Origin of the sequence: Aquimarina sp. BL5 (assembly GCF_003443675.1) — a bacterium.
Lineage (GTDB): Bacteria > Bacteroidota > Bacteroidia > Flavobacteriales > Flavobacteriaceae > Aquimarina.
This window is the reverse complement of record NZ_CP031963.1, coordinates 387330-407629: the sequence shown is the minus strand read 5'-3', so window position 1 is coordinate 407629 and position 20300 is coordinate 387330. Positions and strand designations below refer to the sequence as shown.

19 protein-coding genes are annotated in these 20300 nt (G+C 32.3%); 7 read left to right on the top strand and 12 right to left on the bottom strand.

Annotated features, from left to right (window positions below; all coding sequences use genetic code 11):
- Positions 1-59: 59 nt before the first annotated feature.
- The 3 genes from D1818_RS01880 to D1818_RS01870 all read right to left on the bottom strand — a co-directional run bounded on the left by D1818_RS01880 (position 60) and on the right by D1818_RS01870 (position 4789).
- The gene (locus tag D1818_RS01880) at positions 60-2840 is read right to left on the bottom strand and encodes an IPT/TIG domain-containing protein (RefSeq protein WP_118455852.1); all 2781 of its coding nucleotides are present in this window, start codon (positions 2838-2840) and stop codon (positions 60-62) included.
- Between the two features lie 339 nt (positions 2841-3179).
- Positions 3180-4466: a type II toxin-antitoxin system HipA family toxin gene (locus D1818_RS01875; RefSeq protein ID WP_118455850.1), complete on the bottom strand. Its 1287-nt coding sequence runs from the start codon at positions 4464-4466 to the stop codon at positions 3180-3182.
- On the bottom strand, positions 4460-4789 hold the full coding sequence (locus D1818_RS01870) for a helix-turn-helix transcriptional regulator (RefSeq protein ID WP_118455848.1): 330 nt from the start codon (positions 4787-4789) through the stop codon (positions 4460-4462). The genes D1818_RS01875 and D1818_RS01870 overlap by 7 nt, the downstream gene beginning before the upstream one ends.
- A 395-nt stretch (positions 4790-5184) precedes the next feature.
- Here D1818_RS01870 and D1818_RS01865 point away from each other — a divergent pair, with 395 nt between their 5' ends.
- On the top strand, positions 5185-5439 hold the full coding sequence (locus D1818_RS01865) for a hypothetical protein (protein ID WP_120752443.1): 255 nt from the start codon (positions 5185-5187) through the stop codon (positions 5437-5439).
- 29 nt (positions 5440-5468) lie between these two features.
- Positions 5469-7082: an FAD-binding protein gene (locus D1818_RS01860; protein WP_118455844.1), complete on the top strand. Its 1614-nt coding sequence runs from the start codon at positions 5469-5471 to the stop codon at positions 7080-7082.
- Between the two features lie 40 nt (positions 7083-7122).
- Here D1818_RS01860 and D1818_RS01855 read toward each other — a convergent pair whose 3' ends face one another.
- On the bottom strand, positions 7123-7956 hold the full coding sequence (locus D1818_RS01855) for a DMT family transporter (RefSeq protein ID WP_255424769.1): 834 nt from the start codon (positions 7954-7956) through the stop codon (positions 7123-7125).
- Positions 7957-8214: 258 nt separating this feature from the next.
- Between D1818_RS01855 and D1818_RS01850 the strand changes: the two genes are divergently transcribed.
- Entirely contained in the window at positions 8215-9180 is a 966-nt protein-coding gene (locus D1818_RS01850; protein WP_120752444.1) for a hypothetical protein, read from the top strand.
- 72 nt (positions 9181-9252) lie between these two features.
- Here D1818_RS01850 and D1818_RS01845 read toward each other — a convergent pair whose 3' ends face one another.
- A complete protein-coding gene (locus D1818_RS01845; protein WP_118455838.1) occupies positions 9253-10968 on the bottom strand; it encodes a SulP family inorganic anion transporter in 1716 nt (571 codons plus the stop codon).
- A 148-nt stretch (positions 10969-11116) separates the two neighbouring features.
- Between D1818_RS01845 and D1818_RS01840 the strand changes: the two genes are divergently transcribed.
- Together D1818_RS01840 and D1818_RS01835 are read left to right on the top strand one after the other, a co-directional pair.
- Positions 11117-11872, top strand: a complete 756-nt coding sequence (locus D1818_RS01840) for a sulfite exporter TauE/SafE family protein (protein ID WP_118455836.1) — start codon at positions 11117-11119, stop codon at positions 11870-11872.
- A gap of 69 nt (positions 11873-11941) precedes the next feature.
- Positions 11942-12748, top strand: a complete 807-nt coding sequence (locus tag D1818_RS01835; protein ID WP_118455834.1) for an MBL fold metallo-hydrolase — start codon at positions 11942-11944, stop codon at positions 12746-12748.
- Between the two features lie 66 nt (positions 12749-12814).
- Here the strand turns inward: D1818_RS01835 and D1818_RS01830 are convergent, their stop codons facing one another.
- Together D1818_RS01830 and D1818_RS01825 are read right to left on the bottom strand one after the other, a co-directional pair.
- Positions 12815-13264, bottom strand: a complete 450-nt coding sequence (locus tag D1818_RS01830) for a cold-shock protein (protein ID WP_118455832.1) — start codon at positions 13262-13264, stop codon at positions 12815-12817.
- Positions 13265-13524: 260 nt separating this feature from the next.
- Positions 13525-14316, bottom strand: a complete 792-nt coding sequence (locus D1818_RS01825) for a hypothetical protein (RefSeq protein ID WP_118455829.1) — start codon at positions 14314-14316, stop codon at positions 13525-13527.
- Between the two features lie 162 nt (positions 14317-14478).
- Between D1818_RS01825 and D1818_RS01820 the strand changes: the two genes are divergently transcribed.
- Both D1818_RS01820 and D1818_RS01815 read left to right on the top strand, forming a co-directional pair.
- Positions 14479-15072 (top strand): pseudouridine synthase, encoded by a 594-nt coding sequence (locus D1818_RS01820; protein WP_118455827.1) that lies wholly within the window; start codon positions 14479-14481, stop codon positions 15070-15072.
- A gap of 172 nt (positions 15073-15244) precedes the next feature.
- Positions 15245-15835 (top strand): hypothetical protein, encoded by a 591-nt coding sequence (locus D1818_RS01815; protein ID WP_120752446.1) that lies wholly within the window; start codon positions 15245-15247, stop codon positions 15833-15835.
- Positions 15836-15952: 117 nt separating this feature from the next.
- Here the strand turns inward: D1818_RS01815 and D1818_RS01810 are convergent, their stop codons facing one another.
- The 5 genes from D1818_RS01810 to D1818_RS01790 are packed head-to-tail and all read right to left on the bottom strand — an operon-like array spanning position 15953 to position 20202.
- Positions 15953-16858: a DUF6268 family outer membrane beta-barrel protein gene (locus D1818_RS01810; RefSeq protein ID WP_118455823.1), complete on the bottom strand. Its 906-nt coding sequence runs from the start codon at positions 16856-16858 to the stop codon at positions 15953-15955.
- 36 nt (positions 16859-16894) lie between these two features.
- Complete coding sequence (locus tag D1818_RS01805) at positions 16895-17533, bottom strand: chloramphenicol acetyltransferase (protein ID WP_118455821.1); 639 nt, start codon at positions 17531-17533, stop codon at positions 16895-16897.
- Positions 17533-18225, bottom strand: a complete 693-nt coding sequence (locus tag D1818_RS01800) for an HAD family hydrolase (RefSeq protein ID WP_118455819.1) — start codon at positions 18223-18225, stop codon at positions 17533-17535. The genes D1818_RS01805 and D1818_RS01800 overlap by 1 nt, the downstream gene beginning before the upstream one ends.
- 46 nt (positions 18226-18271) lie before the next feature.
- Positions 18272-19963 (bottom strand): energy-dependent translational throttle protein EttA, encoded by a 1692-nt coding sequence (ettA, locus tag D1818_RS01795; protein WP_118455817.1) that lies wholly within the window; start codon positions 19961-19963, stop codon positions 18272-18274.
- Between the two features lie 56 nt (positions 19964-20019).
- Positions 20020-20202, bottom strand: coding sequence for a CAL67264 family membrane protein (locus tag D1818_RS01790; RefSeq protein WP_118455815.1), 183 nt, complete (start codon positions 20200-20202; stop codon positions 20020-20022).
- Between the last annotated feature and the right edge of the window lie 98 nt (positions 20203-20300).

Here is a 20300-nt window from a genome sequence, read left to right as displayed (position 1 = left end):
TAGGATGGTTTAGCATATACTCTTTAGTTTTACAGAACCAATTCAATTGGACATACTATTTAAAAAGGATCTTCATTTATAGTATACTTAATCAATTCGTTATGCTCATACCCATACAAACTTCTACCTAATAAAAAATACAAATTTTGCCCTGAACCAAACACAGAATGATCAGTCAGAACATTGAGTGTAGGCACTTTTTCTATCCACTGTTTTGTTTGTAAATTATACGCATACAACCCTCTTTCTGCATCTTCGTTTCCGAGACCACCACTGAAATAGAGAATTCCATTATATACATATAAATTATTTCGATGAAAATACTTATGACTTCTTGGGAAACCAATATTTTCCCAAGAATCGTTATCCAAGTCGTACACATAAATATCATCATTAAGCGTGTCTAAATAAATTTTACCATTATTATAATAAAAGGTCGTAGCGCTTATGGTACCTATACTTGGAAATTGCATTAATTCTTTTGTATCATCATCTAAATTGTATCTGTAATGAAAAATATTAAAACCACTATCCATTACAATTGCTATCAAAATATTATCATGAATAGCGACTCTTTGAAGTGATAACTCAGAACTTAGATTTAGCTCCTTTATACTCCAGGATTTAGTATCAAAATTATATATATGAAACGTATTTCCTGATGGTATGTATAGCTGGTTTCCAATAACTGGAGGTTGAACTTTATTATTTACAAAAACATTAATAGGAATATCAGTTTCTATTTTATTCCAAGTATAAGAACTCTCATCCAATTCAAATATTCCATTAATGTTGATATAATGAAACTTGTTATTATATTCAAAAGAATAACTACCAACATAATAATCTGATAGGTACAATGAATACCCTTCTATTCTTTCATAGGGTTCAGTTACAGTAATACTTCCCACATCGAAAGTTTGTGGCCCATATTCTAATGTTATATTGGCTACAGGATCTAATTCTATACCCTGTGGTAATTTAAACTCCACTTTATTTTTTGTAGAATTAATTACCTTACAATTATAACCATTAGCCTTAATACGATATGATAGTCTATATTCTAAATTATCGCCTTCTATTGAATACACATTTTTTCTAGTTCCTGCGGTAGGACTTAGACTATTTATGGTTAAAGATTTTATCGTAAATTCAACTTGATTACTTTCCTGTCCTCCTGTAATTATTTTTATTTTATGATTACCAGGATAAAGAGTATTAGAAACAGGAATCTGAGCAGTATAGTTATATAAAAAATAAGAAGAGTTACCAGGATTTTCAACCAATATATCATCAACATAAATTTCAGCAACCCCAGCATAACCTTTATTGTATCCAAAATCGGTTCCTTCTAATGCAATCGAGGATGCGTGAAAAAAAGCTGTTTGATTAATCTTTGTTATTTCTGGTGCATAAATTAAAAAGTCCTTGGAAGATGTTCCATAGTTGGTCTCAATAAACACTTCCATTAAACCAGAATTTTTAATTATATAGTCAGGAAATAAATCTGAAACATCAAGCCATTTTTTCAAATCAACTTTAAAGGTTCCGTCATTATCAATTTGAGTATAGGCACTTTCCGTATCTGCTATTATACTACCTATTTTAGCTGTACTTCTATTTCCTAAATAATATTTTGTTTGTATAATAATTTCACCATCTAAATGATACTTCTCTTTATCAAATCCTATAATTTCAGGAGGTAACATGGTAATTGGTTCAGACAAACTAAAAGTCCCAGTATTCAAAACTAACTCTGGGTTATCAACCGAAAATAACTGATCAATAATAACTTTAATTTCTTCATCACTTTGGCTAATAATATTCTGCGTCCTATCACCTATCACAACTTCAAGAATATCGCTTTGTTGGTCTAAAAATTTTCCTCTTATAGTTAATGTATCTAAAAAACCTGTATTGCGGGGGCTAATTTCTTCTATTACAGGTGTTGTACTTTGATAAAAATCTGTACGTTCAATTATTTTATCAAGTACTTGAAGTTTAAAATCTAATTTTCCCGCTGGCAAATTTTCCGGAACTCTAGCTTTTATTTGCGTAATCGAATCCGTAACAATTAACTCAGTTTCAACACCCTCTAACCATACTTTACTTATATTATGATGGATGTTTTCTCCATAAACAACTAATTCCTCTCCAACATATAGGTTTTTACTTGTTATTGAATCTAGTACAGGCGGATTCACAGAGAACTTCCCTTCAATATCTGTTATGATACCACAACTTTTAAGAGAAGGCGATGCTTCTGAAGAGGTCAAATAAGGATATATTACTGCTCTGATTAACGAATCAGATTCAAAAATCACATTATGATATGTATCATCTAATAAAAGTCTATTGGAACTATTAAAAGATGCTGAACAAAAATTTTCTCCTTTAATCGTAACAGTATCACGTATAAAACCATTCCTTGGAGTTAATTCTGTAATCAAAACATTAACGTCTACATTACTAACAAAACTTAATGTATCACCATAGGTATATCCATATTCTGATACTAAATAAGGAAATACGGAATATCTTTCTCCTTTAATTAAACTTGTTGCAAAATTTGCTTCAAAACTGTTTTGCTGAAGATCTCCAAGATTAAGTCTGTCAACAACAGAACCATTCTTCATCCAAATTACTCCATGGTCATTTATATTATATGCTTCTACATTACTTGGAAAGATATTGGTTGTTGTATAAATACCATTTTCATTATTGTCTATAATTTCAAAAGATGAAATTTTTAAGTCTAGAAAATTGATTTGATTTTCATCTTCATCACAAGAGACAAACAAACCAGCAAACAAAAAAGTTAGAAGTATTTTTTTAAACATGGATCAATTATTTTGGGCCGCTAAATTAAACATATTCTTAGACAAACATCACGCAAATAACATCTTTAGATTTATTATAGATGGTTACTATATATTAGTTGCTAAACCTTAGATTTTGTTACCTTAAATTTTTATTTTTTTTCTATCTGCCAATTTTATTTTAGGCAATTACATAGTAACCAGGCTTTAGAAAGCCTTAACCATTATTTGACATTAAAACCCTGTGAAAAGTTTATAGAATTATTGTTCAAGGTTAACCGTAACAATTATCAAACTTATGTATAGAGTAATAGCTAAACCTTGAAGTATTATGACAAAAATAGTCCTGTAAAAAGAATACTACAACCTAATTCTAAAGGCTTTTTGCAATTTAGCAGCTTGTTCGGGAGGAATTCCTGCTTTATTAGCATAATGATTCCAGTTATTTACTACTTCTAAAATTTGCTGTATTTCGGCCTTACTATTTTTATAACTTATTTTATCTCCTACTTCAAGTAAGTCACTTAACCTAAAATCATCTCTTTTTCCATTTATAGACATCTGATGCATACTAGTCCAAATTCCGGTAGGATTATATGAATATGTGATATCATACGCTGGAGCTAGTTTCCAGATTCCTTGTTTATTCATTAGGAATGAAATATTTTTGGTATGGTCATCTTGATTTCTAGCGATAACGTTTAATAACATTCTTTTATAAAGCTGAATAGCATCCTGATGAGGTAACCTAAGTTGTCTCATAATTTCGAAAGCATTTTCATAAGAGTATGCTCCTGGAGATTTATAATCGAAATGAGCTAAAGAACATAATGTTTGCATATGCAGCTTCTCATTATTGGGTAATCGATCAAATCTTTTCGTCATAAAATGTGCACGATCGTGCTCTTCGAACAACTGAGAATGCTCCATATCAATGCCGCAATCCAGCGCCATTAAATAATATGCGTATTCAATTCTTCCATATCCTTGCGGATCACCAAGAGATATATCATTTACTCCATCGAACTTAAAGAGATAATGCTCGAATCCATCTGGAACATCGGTTTGTCCGGATCTAATCTCATTGGTTGTAGAATTAAATGCAATAATCGCCTTAGCTCTTTGTCCACCAGCAGAAGTACCTACTTTGATTAATTCATTTAGGTGTTCGGTTTCGGAGATATTTAATGCTATTTTCTCACGTGAATTCAATACTTTTTGAGCAAGCGTTACTAGTTTATCTATTTCTACAGTACTTGATATCTTCTTACCTATATTTCTTGCAGGTTGAAATTCTAAAGCTCCCATTCCACGAGTTCCAATATAACATAGGCGATCTAAAGGTGTAAATTGAGCTTTAGGAATATTATTAAGCAATAACCATTGGTCGATCAGACGATTTCCAAAATCATCCGGAAGAACATCTGATAACATTCCTGGTAACCCTTTATAAGTATCTTCATTAATACGAGGAAAACTATATATTCGTTTTTCAGAATTAAGAATTGGCATATGTATGGGTGAAACATCCCAATTGTTCCTTAAGAAATCAGGAAAAAACTCAAAAGAAGCATACTTCTTATCTGCATCCCAGCTCAAAGCACCTAGTTCTTGACCCCAAAGTGTTATTTTAATAACATCTACCATGATGATTTGTTTGGTTTACTTTTAGAGCTTCCAGAAGCTCTTTCTCTTTCTTTACCTTTCAACTTCAGTAATTCAATAGGACTAACTCCTGGATCAGGTAAAAACAAACTCAATGCATCAAGTTCTCCAAATGCTCTTAAAATCTGAATAAAAGTAAGTAAGGTTGTTGCTTTACCAGATTCAAAGTTTTTGATGGTCTGCACATGAACTCCTGCCCTTTTAGAAAGTTCTTCTTGGGTTATATTAAGATTGAGTCTTCTTTTTTTTACCCGCTGTGTAAGTTCTGATAAAACATCATCATCAGAAAGTCTGTTTAAATCCATATCTTTAAATTAACGTATACCAAAATATACTTTATGATATAATAAATATTTTTAGGTATAAAAAAATATACTTAAAGTAATTTATTATTACAAATATAATAAAGTATATAAAAATATACCTTAAAATTATTATAAACATTTAATGTATACTAATCTATACTTTAAAAATTAATATACGCTTTTATACACATATTAGTTGCCAACAGGTACAATCCTAACAAAAAACAGTTAAAATCCCCTTTTTATACATATTTTATATATGTATTTTTAACTCATAACGCATTCACACCCAACTTCCGTCTAATTGCCTCTAAAAATTACGAGGTATGCAAAACTATGTTCGATTACGAAGTGTAAGTCTATTACTTATACTTATCCTATGTTGTCAAAGCTGTATGTCAACACGAGTTGTCAGTGAGTATGATAATGATTCTGTAGTAAAACACACTAAAACTTCATGGAGCTATGCTTGGGGACTAGTAACACCAAAAGATATTGATCCTGGCTGTGAATCTAAACGAATGAACTCAGTTACCAGCACTACTAATTTAGGCTATATTCTTATATCAGCAATAACAATTGGGATCGTAGTACCACAGACCGTAGAATGGGAATGTGCCCCAGTAGACACACCTATAGAAGATTTGTAATACGTATAAGAATTAAAAAAACAGTTAAAATGGCATTACCAAAAGGCATAGAAATATTACCAATCACATCTTGGGAAAACAGACACCAGAATTTTAAACAAAAACTGACTAAGGATGCTTCTTTTAAAATTAGAAACGATCATTCTTTATCTAAAAGTTCTGAAAAATACAAAGCAACCACTAAAAATATTCAATGGTTGATTGGGCATGCGGTCAAAAACAAAATCCGACTCAGAGCAATGGGTAGTGGTTGGTCTTTTTCTAAAGTAGCAGTATCCGAAGGAGGAATCATTGACACTAAATCATTGCGGCTCTCCTTCTCTGTTTCCAAATCATATGTCGATACTGCTTATTTAGACAAAGGCGGAACACCTGAAAACCTATTTTTCACACAATGTGGCATGTCAATACTGCAACTAAACTCAAAACTTGAAAAGGAGAAAAGACCCAATAGATCTATCAAAGCCTCAGGAGCTAGTAACGGACAAACCATTGCAGGAGCTTTATCAACAGGAACACATGGAGCAGCATTTAATGTGGGAGCACTACAAGATTTTGTAGTAGGATTGCATTTAATCGTTGGTAAGGATAGACATATTTGGTTAGAACGTCATTCTAATCCGGTAATGTCTGATAAATTTGTTGACTGGTTAGGAGCCGAAAGAATTCAGGATGACACTATGTTTAATTCCGCTATAGTAAGTTTTGGGAGTTTTGGTTTCATTCACGGAGTGCTAATAGAAACTGAGCCTAAGTATTTATTAGAAGAACACCGTATAGATAAAATCGCTTATAACGATGCGCTAAAACATACGATGAACACACAGGATTTTTCTGCTATTGAAACCCTGCTACCTTTTCCTCAGTTTTCTCCTGATCGGGAATTATATCATTTCGAAGTACTTATCAATCCTTATGATTTTAAGCCTAATGACACAAATAAAGGAGTTTACATCAAAGTTGCATATAAACGAAAATATCGTGATGATTATACGCGTAGAACTAGAGACAGTAACGGATTAACGTACGGCGACGACCTTTTAGGATTGATACAAACTATGATGGATAGTCTAGGAGCCTTATCCGTAAAGCTAGTGCCAAGTCTTGTGAATCTATTATTTCCTCTTGCATACAAAGAAACAGGAGCATTAGAAGGTACTATAGGTGAGACTTATAACAATACGAAGTTTCGAGGAAAAGTAGCAAGTGCAGCACTGGGTATAGACATAAAAAATAGTGCGAAAGTTGTAAAAGAAATACTAAATATAATCGATGGAGGTGATCCTTTTCCTGGCGGGATTTCTTTACGATATGTAAAAGGAACTGATGCGTTATTAGGTTTTACTAAATTTCCAAAAACCTGTGTCTTAGAATTAGACGGAGTAGACTCAGGAGTTACCAGAAATTTCTATGAAAAAATATGGAACCGACTCGAAACTAAAAACATTCCATATACATTACATTGGGGGAAAATAAATTTCAATCTCAATTTTAATAGGATACAAAAAATGTATGGTGCTGCAACTGTTCAGCATTGGATAGACTCTCGGAATGAATTATTAAATGATGATACAAGAGAAGTGTTCACGAACAAGTTTGTAGAACAATGTGGATTAAATAAAAAACTTGGAGCAATAATTTAATTAAATCTTATAAAAAAACTATAAAACAAATGATTAACTTTTATTTTGATCGATAAAACATATTAAGAACCAATCCGGTAATTACCATAGCAGTACCTAAGATACTTAACAAAGGATACTTGTCGCCAAACAAGAAAATCCCTGCAATCATAGTAAAAATAACTTCCATATATTTTAGAGAAACTACCTTATTGGTAACCTGTGACTGAAAAGCTTTTGTCATAAATAATTGTCCAAAATAACCAAAAACACCTAAGCTTAATAACAATCCCCATTCGATCCCTTCTGGCGTTTTCTTCCAATTAAAAATAGAAAAAATTCCACCTAAGATTGTTGCAATCCACATAAAATAATTTACAATGACCACTGGATGATCTCGTAAACCTATCTTATTAATTAAGACATACACTACTCCACTAAACAAAGCAGATAAGACAATTAATAACAATCCAACAGAATTAATATCTGCATCAAAACCTTTGATGATCAAAACACCAAAAAAAGCAAGTAAGAAAAATAACCATTGTATATTTTTCACCTTCTCTCTAAGAAATATAACCGCCAATATAGTTGCGAAAATAGGAGAAAGATACCGTAGAGAAACGGCAGAACCTATTTTAAGATATTCCACAGACATGAAAAACAACCCCATAGAAGTCACTCCAGCCAAACCACGAAATATGAGTAAGCTCTTTTGATTACCAAGAATAGAAATCTTATGATAAAATAAAAATGGCATCGTAAAAAACAATGTACCTATAGATCTAAAAAACACCAGCTGATACGCACTAAAACCAACAAGATATTTAACGAGTAAATTCATAGCCGTGAAGGATATGGTGCTCAGAATCATAAAATAAATTGCTTTCTTCAAATACTTACTTTTTAAACATATTATAGATATAATATATTGAGTCAAAGATAAAACTTGTTCCTCTATCTATTTACCAAATCAAAATACACTATTCTCAAAAATACAGCACATCTAATGAATATGTTTCTTTTTTTGGCTTTCTTTTTGATAATAAAAAAAAGAGAAATACAATCATAAAAATAATATGGCGTTATTAGATTAATTATTGTTTTAAATTATTTTCATTAATTTGCTTAATATTTAAAGCCCCTAACCTCTATGAAAAAAGTATGCTTCATACTTGTATTACTAATGTTTGAAGGCATTTATGCTCAGGTATACAAAATACAAGATGCAGAACAAAAATTCCCCATATCCTATGCAACAATTTCATTTGGAAATGGTAACGGTTTGTTTGCCGATGCTGATGGAGTTTTTAAATTTTCAGAAAAAAGATATAATGGTATAGATTCATTATTTATATCAGCACTTGGATATAAAGAAAAAGGCCTAAGCACAAAAAATTTACCCAAAAATATTTTATTAATACCCGATATAGCCGAACTCCAAGAAGTAGTAGTAAAAGCAGATAATTTAGGTAAATACAAAACAAAGAAAAAGAATTCTAAAGTACACGATGATTACTTTAGATGTTGGTTACCCACAGTAGAGTCCGAAATTGCTGTGTTTTTCCCAAGAGATCCTTTAAAATCTACTAAAATAGCTTCGGTGTTTTTGCCAGTAATGATGGAAACTTCTAGCGGATCCTCTTCCGGTAGAAAGCAATCTTTTTCTACCTTGTTCAAAATGCAATTCTATGAAAATAATAATGGTACTCCTGGTAAAAGGTTATCTGGAGATGATATTATTTTTAGAATCACAAACAGAGATAAAACCAATTTTGAGCTTGATATTTCTGAATATAAAGTGTTTATACCTAAAAACGGTGTTTTTGTTTCCGTTCAAGTATTAGGATATACAGATAAAGAAGGGAAGCTTCAGGACACTAAAAAATACCACGAGGTGGAAACCCGTAAAGGTATCGTGAAAATCTCTACTACATTTAGACCTTTACTTCCTTTCACGAATAAAATAGAAGATAATATTACGTTCACTAGGAGAATATTCTTTAAAAATAGAACTTGGCAGTGTTTTGACAAAAAATACAGTGAAAACAACACTTTAATCCAAAAAGGTTTTATGAATTATGGAATGGGTATAAAAATGCACGTTTACGAAAAATAAGATTTTTAGTTCGAAACTATTTTTCAATCTTACTAATTTATTAATAGAACTTGTTGTGTATTTAGAACTACTTTAATCCAGAAAAGATCGTTTCTTATTATACTGAACAGCAACCTCTAACAAGTTTTCCTGAACTGTTTTATTCTTTGTGTATTGTACTGCATCTTCGATATTAAGAAAATTATGATGACTACCCAGAGTATCTGTAAAACCTGATCTTTTAAGAAAGTCTCTTACTGGCCCAATGGTTCCTGAGATTAATAACTGAACACCTAATTCTTCTAAATATTGATGTACATCTTCCAGAATATGTAATCCCGTACTATCTATATCATTAATATTTGTACTATCTAAAATTAAAAACTCAGGCAATACCTCTCTTCTTTTTATGTGATTTAAAATTTCATCCTTAAAATAACTGGTGTTAGCAAAATACAATTGATCATCAAATCTAATAATCAGATATTTAGAAGATTGTCTTGCTTCTGGAAATCTATTAACATTACGGTAATAATTGGTTCCTGGAATATTTACTAATTCTGCTATATGAGGTCGGGAACTATAATATTGTAAAAAAACATAAGACAGTACTACACCGATAAAAATACCTTTCTCTACTCCAAAAACTAATGTCCCAACAAACGTAATAATCATTACAATAAACTCTCTTCTTCTCAGCTTCAAGAGATATTTTGCTTCACTAAAATTAATTAAACCAAAAACAGAAACCAGTATAATAGCTGCTAAAACTGCTTTGGGTATGTAATAAAAAAAAGATGTTAGAAATAATAATGAAATAACAACCATGATTACAGTAATGATTGACGAAACTGTGGTCTTCCCTCCTGCCTCATCATTAATAGCCGACCTGCTATAACTTCCGGAAGATGGAATGGCCTGAAAAAACGCTCCTATCAATTTAGCAATCCCCAAGGCTAATAATTCTTGATTAGGTCGAACCATATGGTCTCTATTCTTCATTTCTAAAGATTTAGCTATACCAATACTTCCAACATATCCTATGAACGTTACCGTAAGCACTGAAGGTATTAATGCTACCATTGAATCGTAATTCATTTCAGGAATGGTAAACGATGGCAAGCCTTTTGGCACATCCTCAATAACAGAAAGACCTAAAGCTTTTAAATCAAAAAAAATGGTAATAACTGTACTTATAATCAACACAAAAAGGGCCCCTGGAAATGATTTTTTCCATCTTTTTAGAATTAACATAATTAGTATAGATCCTATACACATACAGAATGTTATGAGATGTACTGAAGAAATATTCTGCAATACATACCATAAGGATTCGTGGGTATAATCAAAATTTGGAATATCTATGCCTAATGATTCACTAAGCTGAGAAATAATAATAATGATAGCCGCTGCTGAAATAAATCCAGAAATTACTGGTTGAGAAATAAGATTCACTAAGAAGCCCATTCTTAATAAACTTAACGCTATTTGCAATATTCCAATCAACAACCCAGAAAAAATTACCAAATTGGTGAATTCCTGTGTAAATGGAGTGGCAATCTGGCTAACACCACTCATTACTAAAATAGCAGTAACGGCTACTGGACCAATACTCAATTGTCTTGATGTGCCGAAAAAAGCATACAAAATCAATGGAATTAAGCAGGCATATAATCCATAAATCGGTGGAGTTCCCATCAATAAAGCATATGCAATAGCTTGCGGAATAAGAATCACCCCGACCGTAATACCTGCAATGGCATCTGAACCAAAAGTAGTTTTATCATAGCCTTCAAAAGAAGCTAAAATAGGAAGTATTTTGTGTAGCGCTTTGACTGTTATTTAATTTTTGAATTGTATCGTAAATCTACGATAGTTTAAGATTTTATACTAAATGAATTACAAAAAGCATTGGTATTTTTTAGATTTACTTATTTTTGGGCGCTAACACAATCAAATGAACGAATCACTACTGCTTATTCTCCTGGCATTAGTAGGCTTTATAGCGGGAGTTATTAATACTATTGCTGGAGGCGGGTCTTTATTAACATTACCAATGCTAATTTTTATGGGCTTACCCCCATCAGTTGCCAATGGCACAAATAGAATTGGGATTTTTATACAGAGCATTACTTCTGTAGCAGGTTTTAAAAGTAAAGGAATACAACCAACTCTTTTTAGTGTATATCTAGGGGTATCGGCGCTAGCTGGTTCCTTAATTGGAGCCAGAATTGCAATTGATATAAAAGGTGAAACTTTTAATAGAATATTAGCCACAGTAATGCTGATTGTTGTATTATTTATAATTTTTAAGCCTAAAGTGAATGTTGCGGACTTTGTAGAACGCATACAAGGAAAGTATCGCCTAATAGGGATTTTAGCATTCTTTGTCATTGGTATTTATGGTGGTTTTATACAAGCTGGTGTAGGAATATTTATTCTTCTAGCTCTTACTTCTATCAATAGAATGGGTTTAGTAAAATCTAATGCTGTAAAAGCTGTAGTAGTTTTCATATACACTATAGGTGCGTTAGCAATTTTTGCTTTCGATAATCAAATAAACTATCTATATGGGTTTGTTTTAGCTTTTGGAAATGCTTCAGGTGGCTGGATAGCTAGTAGATGGTCTGTAAAAAAAGGAGATGGTATCGTAAAAGTCTTCCTCCTTATTATGGTAATTGCCATGGCCATTAAGTTATGGATGGATAGTTAATCTTACATTAAAATGTTTCTGGTTTTATAGTCGTTTTATACCTTGTTAACGTAACTAAAACCAAATACAATGAAGTCACATACCCTATTCCTTTTAGGAATTTCGCTTTTTATCATTAGCTGTAAGGATACTAAAAAAGAAGAAACAACTACCAATACAGAAAACCAAGAAACTGCCTCTACGGATAAATCCACAGAAAAACCGATTTCTGATTTAAAAATTATTCCGATCACACACGCTACAGCAGTATTAGAATATAAGGAGAAGACAATTTATATAGACCCGACTGGTGGTGCAAAAGCTTTTAAAAACCAAAAAATTCCTGATATAGTGCTTATAACGGATATACATGGAGATCATATGAATATTGAAACTTTGGACAGTCTTGACCTTGAGAAATCAAAATTAGTAGTACCGCAAGCAGTTGCAGAAAGGCTTCCGGCTCGTTACACAAAACAATTAGTTATTATTAATAATGGAGAAGTAAAAGATGTAGAAGGAATATCAATCGAAGCCATACCTATGTATAATTTAAGAGAAGAAGCATTGAAGTTTCACGATAAAGGACGTGGTAATGGATATGTAATTACCTTAGGGAACGAACGCTTATACTTCTCTGGAGACACAGAGGATATTCCTGAAATGAGAGCACTCAAAAATATTGACAAAGCTTTTGTCTGCATGAATCTTCCTTATACCATGACTGTCGAAAGCGCAGCAGACGCCGTTTTGGAGTTTAAGCCAAAGCAAGTTTATCCATATCATTATAGAGGAAGTAATGGGTTAAGTAATATCATTAAATTTAGGGAAACTGTGAATAAAGGAGATAGTAAAATAGAAGTTGTACAGCTAAATTGGTATCCCACAATGAAATAAAACCAAAAAAGCATTTGCAGATCATATACTGCAAATGCTTTTTTAAATAGTATTATAAAACGATTTTTAAATCTTTTTTACGCGTACAGCGTTTAATCCTTTCATTCCCATTTCCAACTCAAACTGCACTTTATCACCTTCTCGTACTTCCTGCATTAAACCATTCACGTGAACAAAGTATTTTTCTTGAGATTCTTGCTCCGTAATAAATCCATATCCTTTTGAATCATTGAAAAAAGCAACTTTACCCTTTTTAATCGGATCCTCTTCTACGTGTTCTCTTTTAGGTATACCAATTTCTATATTTTCAGCTTTTACCTTTTTCTTTTTTGATGGATCTGGAGGAGTATCAGTTAAGTGGCCATTTTCATCAACATAAGCAATCATATTATCGAAACCGCTTCCTTTTTTAGAATTCGCTCTTCGTTCTTCTTTCTTCTTCTGCTTGTCTTCGCGCTTTTTTATTTTCTTTTTTTCTTTTTCAATCTTGCTAAATGTCTGTTGTGATTTTGCCATTCGGTAAACTTCTATTTTTTTTATTAAACATAATTGTCATCGAAATACTAAACGAATGATTGGAAAATGACAATTCTTAGAGATTGATTTACCGAATAATTGACCCAGTTGTTGCAACGACCAAGTACACATAACTTAAAATATTTTAATATGTACTAATTTCTACAAAGATAGATGATCCATTTTAATTAAGGTAATTATATAGGTAATTTAATCTATATCCTAATAGAAGGAACTTATAATTAAAAAATAATCATCAGTTAACGTTCTCTGAAACGTGTCATTTCTGATGAAGAAAGCATACGCGAAGAAAACCCTGGACATCCCCTAAGCGCTTCTCTAGTCTGACGACTTCGCTCCAAAATTAGTGGTCTACTACCGAAAAGTCGTATCGCAGGAGTTGAACTAGCATAGCAAATAAAATACATATAGGCATTACATAAAGCTTCTAAACTTCCAGGATTTCTTGAAACTCTCGTGTTAGATAAGGTAACTCTATCTCTTTCAGAAAAATATCGATAACTAATTTTACCAGCATGTGTCATTATATGACCGATTTCGTGAATTAATGTAGGCGAAATGCCTAAATTTTGATATCTCCACAATGATCCGTATGTAATTATAATACCCTCACTTTCATCAAAAAACGGAGTACTCCTATCGTCATATCCAGGATTCAAACCACCAGTATATCGCTCTGAACTCCCCCTTCCTGCAGAATTTGCAAAAATGATCCCTTCTGGCTTACGCTCTTTTAGCCATCTTAAATGTCCTGAAGGCAGTAAATCTAATGTTCTTTCTACGAACAATACTTCGGATTGTTTTACAGCATATATATTAATCGAAACATTCTCGTTTGATCTGTAATAATGTATGTCTATTAAATCCTCTTGCTCCATTACTTGATAAAAACCCCTTACTCGATCTCGTTCCCAAGGATCTAAAAAGTTAGGGGCAAAATAATTAGGTTCTCGGTTTCTATTTCTCCCCGAACCATATCCTCCTATAATAATATCTTGGCTATATGGCTGTCCTATCATATGAATTGACATAGTGAAATTTATTTAATTAGCTTAAAAAAGAATAATCCTTATCAAAGTATCAATTAGTGAAAAACAAAACATAAAGGTCAACCTAAAGAAGATAAAAGTTTTCTTATACTGTTAGACAATTATTACATTTGGCTACATCTTATAATAAATGTTTATTTAATAATGTTAGAAGAAAAGAAGAAAGATGATAGGCATTTTATGATCTATAAACCTTATGGGTATTTAAGCCAGTTTGTGAATAATGGACAAAAACAGAATTCCAAAAAATTACTTGGTGAACTATTTGATTTTCCTAATGGAACTATGGCTATAGGTCGATTAGATGAAAAATCCGAAGGCCTATTATTACTAACTACAGATGGAAAAACTAGTAATTATATATGTAGTAGTGGTATTGAAAAAGAATACTATGCGCAAGTAGATGGCGATATTACCAATGATGCTATATCCAAACTAACAAATGGAGTAGAAATTGGTTTTGATGGTAAAAAATACACGACAAACCCATGCAAGGCATTTAAAATAAATGGTATTCCTGATTTTCCAGAAAGATCGAAAAAAATAAGAGATGAAAGACATGGCCCAACGAGTTGGGTTTCAATAACCTTAAAAGAAGGTAAATTCAGACAAGTTCGAAAAATGACATCTGCAGTAGGCTTTCCTACATTGCGATTAGTGCGTATTAGAGTGGGAAATATACAACTAAGTGATATGCAAATTGGTGAGGTAAAGGAGCTACAAACAGTAATGCTGTAAAACAATTATGGTAATACTTCATGGGATTTTGTGCTAAAAAAAATAATTTAAAACACACATCACTTAAATAACGACATTAGTCCACAATTTCCCCAAAAAACACCACAAAACAATTTAAGAAAATGAGATAAGCGACACCTTTGGCTTATAACATATTAATCATTCTTAAATTATGAAAACTACATTAAAACTATCAATTATGTACACAGCAATACTTGCTGTATTGACATTAACATCTTGTGAAAAAGATGAAATTAATTCTGAAAACACGGTATCTGAAGAAGTAAGTACAACTTCAGATATTAACGCTAAAGCAAGTGCTATATTAGCGGTAAGTCGTTATTATTCTGGTGGATCAAATACTGTACACACATACAGAGTATTGAATCTGGGAATAGGAATAGGCACTTATGAAGGTAGACCCTTTAAATTGGGAACTTATGACTTTATCTCTGCACCTCCATCAGGCACCAAACAAATATTCTTCCTCCTTGCACCGGGAAATAGAGATTTTGTTATGACTACTAGTAATTCAGAAAAATCTAATTTATTAAGAAGAGGGTTTAGAGACTATAGCGTTAGAACTTTATATGGGAACATTAAAAAAGCCGCTTATATTCATAATAGTGGAGGAAGCGGAAGAGTAAAACTTTATAGATTTTACGGAGCTTCTAATACTGATCATTTATACACTACTAATTATAATGAAGGTGTAAATGCTGGGTATGCTTATGAAGGTGTTGTAGGATATGTATATCGCTAATCATTACTTTTTTTATGATAAAAGCTTCAAAGTTTAGGTTGAAACTTTGAAGCTTTTCATAATAGTCAACCTAAAACTGTATTTAATAATCTAAATCGACCAAAAACACAATAGATATTATTGTTTTCCTGAAATATCAAATCTATAGATAAAATCTAACCCAAAGAATAAACTACTATCGAACTCATTGTTTAATCGAGTTCTATCATCGCCATCAAGAGCAAACGTAAGAACTTGAACACCTACTTTATCATCAGCAACATACAATCCATAATCAGTGGTATCAAAACCAAGTTTCGCTCTTAGTAATAAAGAATCATTAAGCAATCCATAAGATGTATAAAACGCTGCACGAACAGATTCTTCCTGAACATAAAAATCAATATCTTCATTAACCAAATTATAAGATTTCACAGAAGTTCTTAAATCAAAACCTAAGCTAAAATGGTTTGCTAGCATATAATTTGCCTCAATACGTATTGGCAGAACAGCATCAATATGAAATTTCTTATTAGGTGACTTATAAAAAGCACCTAATAGTGGGGTAATAATTGTCCCAAAATTTTCTGAAGAAGAATATAACCCAAATTTCGCTCTCACCTTTTCGTTATACTGAAAATCTAAAAGAGCAATTGCGCCAAATTGAAAATCCCTGGATCCTACCTCCTCAAAATTAGAAGCCAATTTAGGTAAAACCACATAAGTTCCCGACCATTTTTCCGAATGCTTTACTTTAACCCCCGCATTTACGCGTGTCATAGTTAAATTCTCATCAGTAGCAAACTGAGAAAGGTTTAGATGTGTATTTTCTGCGGTTATACCTGTAAGTAAAACGAACTTATCATTTAATACTTTAGGATATAATAATTCAAAATTAATATTTGTAATATCGGTATCAAAAGTCTGCTCTACATCCTCCAGATTTACTCTTGATATATTCAATCTTACGATATCAGTATAATCCTGAGCATGTACTAGAAATGAAAACAAAACTAAAAGAACCAGAGGTATTAGTTTTTTCATAAAAACATTATTATCTACAATATAATTCTAACTTAATTAAGCGTCCTCGTTTAATAATCGTTGAAACTCTTCTAAATACAATCCCACGTGGTAACCATCCATTAGTGCGTGATGTACATGGATAGATATAGGTAGATTGATTTTACTACCCTCCTTTGTATATTTTCCGAAAGAAATTTTTGGTACACTATCTCTATATTGAAAGTGTCTTGCGTGAGAAATACTAGAAAAATTATACCACGGAATAGAAGAAATATGTAAACTATCCATTCGTTTTGCATTATCATTATTGCGTAATCCTGTGGAATTTCTAACTGCTTCTATTTCTTTTTGGGCGTTTATGCTAAAAGATTTAAAATCTTCATCAAACATTATAAATGAAAAACCAAAAGTATGATCCTCTCTTCCAATAGTTGCAGAAGCGTGAATACTTTCATACACATAGACTTTGTCTTCTTCGATTCTATATCGAAAAGGTGTTACGTGATTAGCTGCTTTTAGTGCTTTATGCAAATAATAAAGAAAATATGGATACCCATTGTCTTTAATTTTTTGATATCCAATAGTAAAATCTACTGTTGATACGATACCAAAAAATGGCTCATCAAAACCACTAAAGAACTCATAATGTTCTCTTCTGTTCCATGTAGTTAGATCCAAAGCCGATTTATTCATTATAGATATTGCAATAGTTCCTTTGAATTAGTTAAACTTCTAAAATTAGGGTAATCAATCGTTCCATTGTGTACTTCGTGCTCCCAAGTAGTATGAAACGGAATATGAAAAGCGTGAGCTCCAATATTCAAAACTGGAATAATATCTGACTTCAAAGAATTACCAACCATTAAAAATTCGGTTTCGCTGATATCCAAATGATGTACTAATTTCTGATATTGCTTTTCTGTTTTATTAGAAACAATTTCTATATGATGAAAATAGGTTGATAATCCGGATTTAATCAACTTACGTTCCTGATCTAATAAATCACCTTTGGTTGCCACTACTAAACGGTATTTTTTAGATAAATATTGAAGTGTCTCTTCGATACCATCCAACAATTCTACAGGTTCTTGAAGCATCTGCTTTCCTTTTTCTATAAGATTCTCTACTAATTGGATGTTCATATTTCCATTAGTAATCTTAATAGCTGCCTCTATTAAAGAAAGCGTAAAAGGTTTAATACCATAGCCATACAGCTTAAGGTTTTGCATTTCTACTTCGAAAAGAAGTTTATTAGCTTGTTCCTTTGGAAGATGATCAGACACAAGTTCGCAAAACTCCTCTTCAGCTTTCCTAAAAAAAGTCTCATTCACCCATAAGGTATCATCCGCATCGAAAGCTATTGCCTTAATATTCTTTAGTGGCATATTTAAGTATTTAGAGGAATATTTAGAGATCAAGGCATTACCTCTTCTACCTAACTAGTTTCTTGTATTTAATACGTTTAGGCATTAAATCTCCTCCTAAACGTTTCTTCTTATTCTCCTCGTAATCTGAGAAACTTCCTTCGAAGAAATATACCTGAGAATCTCCTTCGAAAGCTAATATATGAGTACAAATACGATCTAGAAACCAACGGTCGTGAGAAATCACAACTGCGCAACCTGCAAAGTTCTCTAACCCTTCCTCTAATGCTCTTAATGTATTGACATCAAGATCATTAGTTGGCTCATCTAAAAGTAATACATTACCTTCTTCTTTTAGTGTCATTGCCAAATGTAATCTATTACGTTCTCCACCAGAAAGTGTAGATACCTTCTTATTTTGTTCGCTTCCACCAAAATTAAAACGACTCAGATATGCACGAGAATTTACTTCCTTACCTCCCATCATTACTAAATCCTGTTCATCACTAAAATTTTGCCAAATTGATTTATCAGGATCAATATTAGAATGCGCTTGATCGACATATGCAATCTTTGCAGTTTCACCTACAGAAAAACTTCCTTTATCAGGAGTTTCTTCTCCCATAATCATTTTAAAAATAGTAGTTTTCCCAGCTCCATTAGGACCTATAATCCCAACAATACCTGCTTGAGGAAGCTTGAAATTAAGATCTTCATATAGCAATTTATCTCCATAGGCTTTACTTATTCCAGAAGCTTCTAATACGTTCGTTCCCAAACGCGGCCCGTTAGGAATATATATCTCTAATTTTTCGTCAAGTTGTTTTTGATCTTGACTCATTAATTTATCATAATTCTTTAAACGAGCTTTTTGTTTGGTTTGTCTTCCTTTTGCACCTTGACGTACCCATTCTAGCTCTCGTTCTAAAGTTTTCTGACGTTTTGAGGCAGATTTACTTTCCTGTGCTAAACGTTTTGATTTTTGATCCAACCAGGAAGAATAATTTCCTTTCCAAGGGATTCCTTCTCCCCTATCCAATTCTAAAATCCAACCAGCAACGTTATCTAAGAAATATCTATCGTGCGTTACTGCAATAACAGTTCCTTTATATTGTGCCAAATGGTGTTCTAGCCAATGTACTGATTCTGCATCCAAGTGGTTTGTAGGTTCATCTAATAAAAGAACATCTGGTTCCTGAAGCAGAAGACGACACAGCGCCACTCTTCTTCTTTCTCCTCCTGATAATACTCCTATTTTTTTATCCTGGTCTGGAGTCCTTAGTGCATCCATGGCAATTTCTAGCTTAGTATCTAGTTCCCAACCATTACCAGCATCTATCTGATCCTGTAACACAGCTTGTCGATCCATAAGCTTCTGCATTTTATCAGCGTCACTATATACTTCTTCTAAACCGAACATATCATTAATCTTATTATACTCGTCTAGAATAGAAACCATCTCTGCAGCACCTTCTTTTACGACTTCCAGAACTGTTTTTTCCGGATCTAATTGTGGTTCTTGTTCTAAATATCCAACAGAATAATCTTGAGAAAACAACACGTCTCCCTGATAATTCTTGTCAATACCAGCTATTATCTTAAGTAATGTAGATTTACCAGATCCATTAAGACCTAGAATTCCAATTTTTGCACCGTAGAAAAAACTTAAATATATGTTTTTTAGAACTGGAGTATTCGCGCTTTTATACGTCTTTGTAACCCCAGACATAGAAAAGATGATTTTTTTATCGTCTGACATAAGCCCCTATAATTTTTTTTAATAATATCGTTAGTAATCCAAATAAGTTTGGATAATTATAATCTGCCTTTTAAAGCATTAAATACCCATGCATTAGCGAAAAAACCTACTCCAACAGCTGCAAATCCCCACCCTGAAACATCTCTATATCTAAATGCTCCTAAGGCTATCAACCCTAGTCCAGCTAGAATCATTATAAAAGTAGCCCACGCTAATACCGTATTTTTATTCATTCCCATAGCAAGTTATTTAGTTAAATGTTTTTGATATTAAATCAAAAACAGCGTACAAATATCGGTATTTTATCGTCAAAAAACAGCTTTTTAGAGAGATCTTC

Bases quoted from the DNA above. Each gene is read 5' to 3' on its own strand.
- D1818_RS01880 (WP_118455852.1), bottom strand. From the start codon at position 2,840: ATGTTTAAAAAAATACTTCTAACTTTTTTGTTTGCTGGTTTGTTTGTC.
- D1818_RS01875 (WP_118455850.1), bottom strand. From the start codon at position 4,466: ATGGTAGATGTTATTAAAATAACACTTTGGGGTCAAGAACTAGGTGCT.
- D1818_RS01870 (WP_118455848.1), bottom strand. From the start codon at position 4,789: ATGGATTTAAACAGACTTTCTGATGATGATGTTTTATCAGAACTTACA.
- D1818_RS01865 (WP_120752443.1), top strand. From the start codon at position 5,185: ATGTCAACACGAGTTGTCAGTGAGTATGATAATGATTCTGTAGTAAAA.
- D1818_RS01860 (WP_118455844.1), top strand. From the start codon at position 5,469: ATGGCATTACCAAAAGGCATAGAAATATTACCAATCACATCTTGGGAA.
- D1818_RS01850 (WP_120752444.1), top strand. From the start codon at position 8,215: ATGAAAAAAGTATGCTTCATACTTGTATTACTAATGTTTGAAGGCATT.
- D1818_RS01840 (WP_118455836.1), top strand. From the start codon at position 11,117: ATGAACGAATCACTACTGCTTATTCTCCTGGCATTAGTAGGCTTTATA.
- D1818_RS01835 (WP_118455834.1), top strand. From the start codon at position 11,942: ATGAAGTCACATACCCTATTCCTTTTAGGAATTTCGCTTTTTATCATT.
- D1818_RS01830 (WP_118455832.1), bottom strand. From the start codon at position 13,264: ATGGCAAAATCACAACAGACATTTAGCAAGATTGAAAAAGAAAAAAAG.
- D1818_RS01825 (WP_118455829.1), bottom strand. From the start codon at position 14,316: ATGTCAATTCATATGATAGGACAGCCATATAGCCAAGATATTATTATA.
- D1818_RS01820 (WP_118455827.1), top strand. From the start codon at position 14,479: ATGTTAGAAGAAAAGAAGAAAGATGATAGGCATTTTATGATCTATAAA.
- D1818_RS01815 (WP_120752446.1), top strand. From the start codon at position 15,245: ATGAAAACTACATTAAAACTATCAATTATGTACACAGCAATACTTGCT.
- D1818_RS01810 (WP_118455823.1), bottom strand. From the start codon at position 16,858: ATGAAAAAACTAATACCTCTGGTTCTTTTAGTTTTGTTTTCATTTCTA.
- D1818_RS01805 (WP_118455821.1), bottom strand. From the start codon at position 17,533: ATGAATAAATCGGCTTTGGATCTAACTACATGGAACAGAAGAGAACAT.
- D1818_RS01800 (WP_118455819.1), bottom strand. From the start codon at position 18,225: ATGCCACTAAAGAATATTAAGGCAATAGCTTTCGATGCGGATGATACC.
- ettA (WP_118455817.1), bottom strand. From the start codon at position 19,963: ATGTCAGACGATAAAAAAATCATCTTTTCTATGTCTGGGGTTACAAAG.
- D1818_RS01790 (WP_118455815.1), bottom strand. From the start codon at position 20,202: ATGGGAATGAATAAAAATACGGTATTAGCGTGGGCTACTTTTATAATG.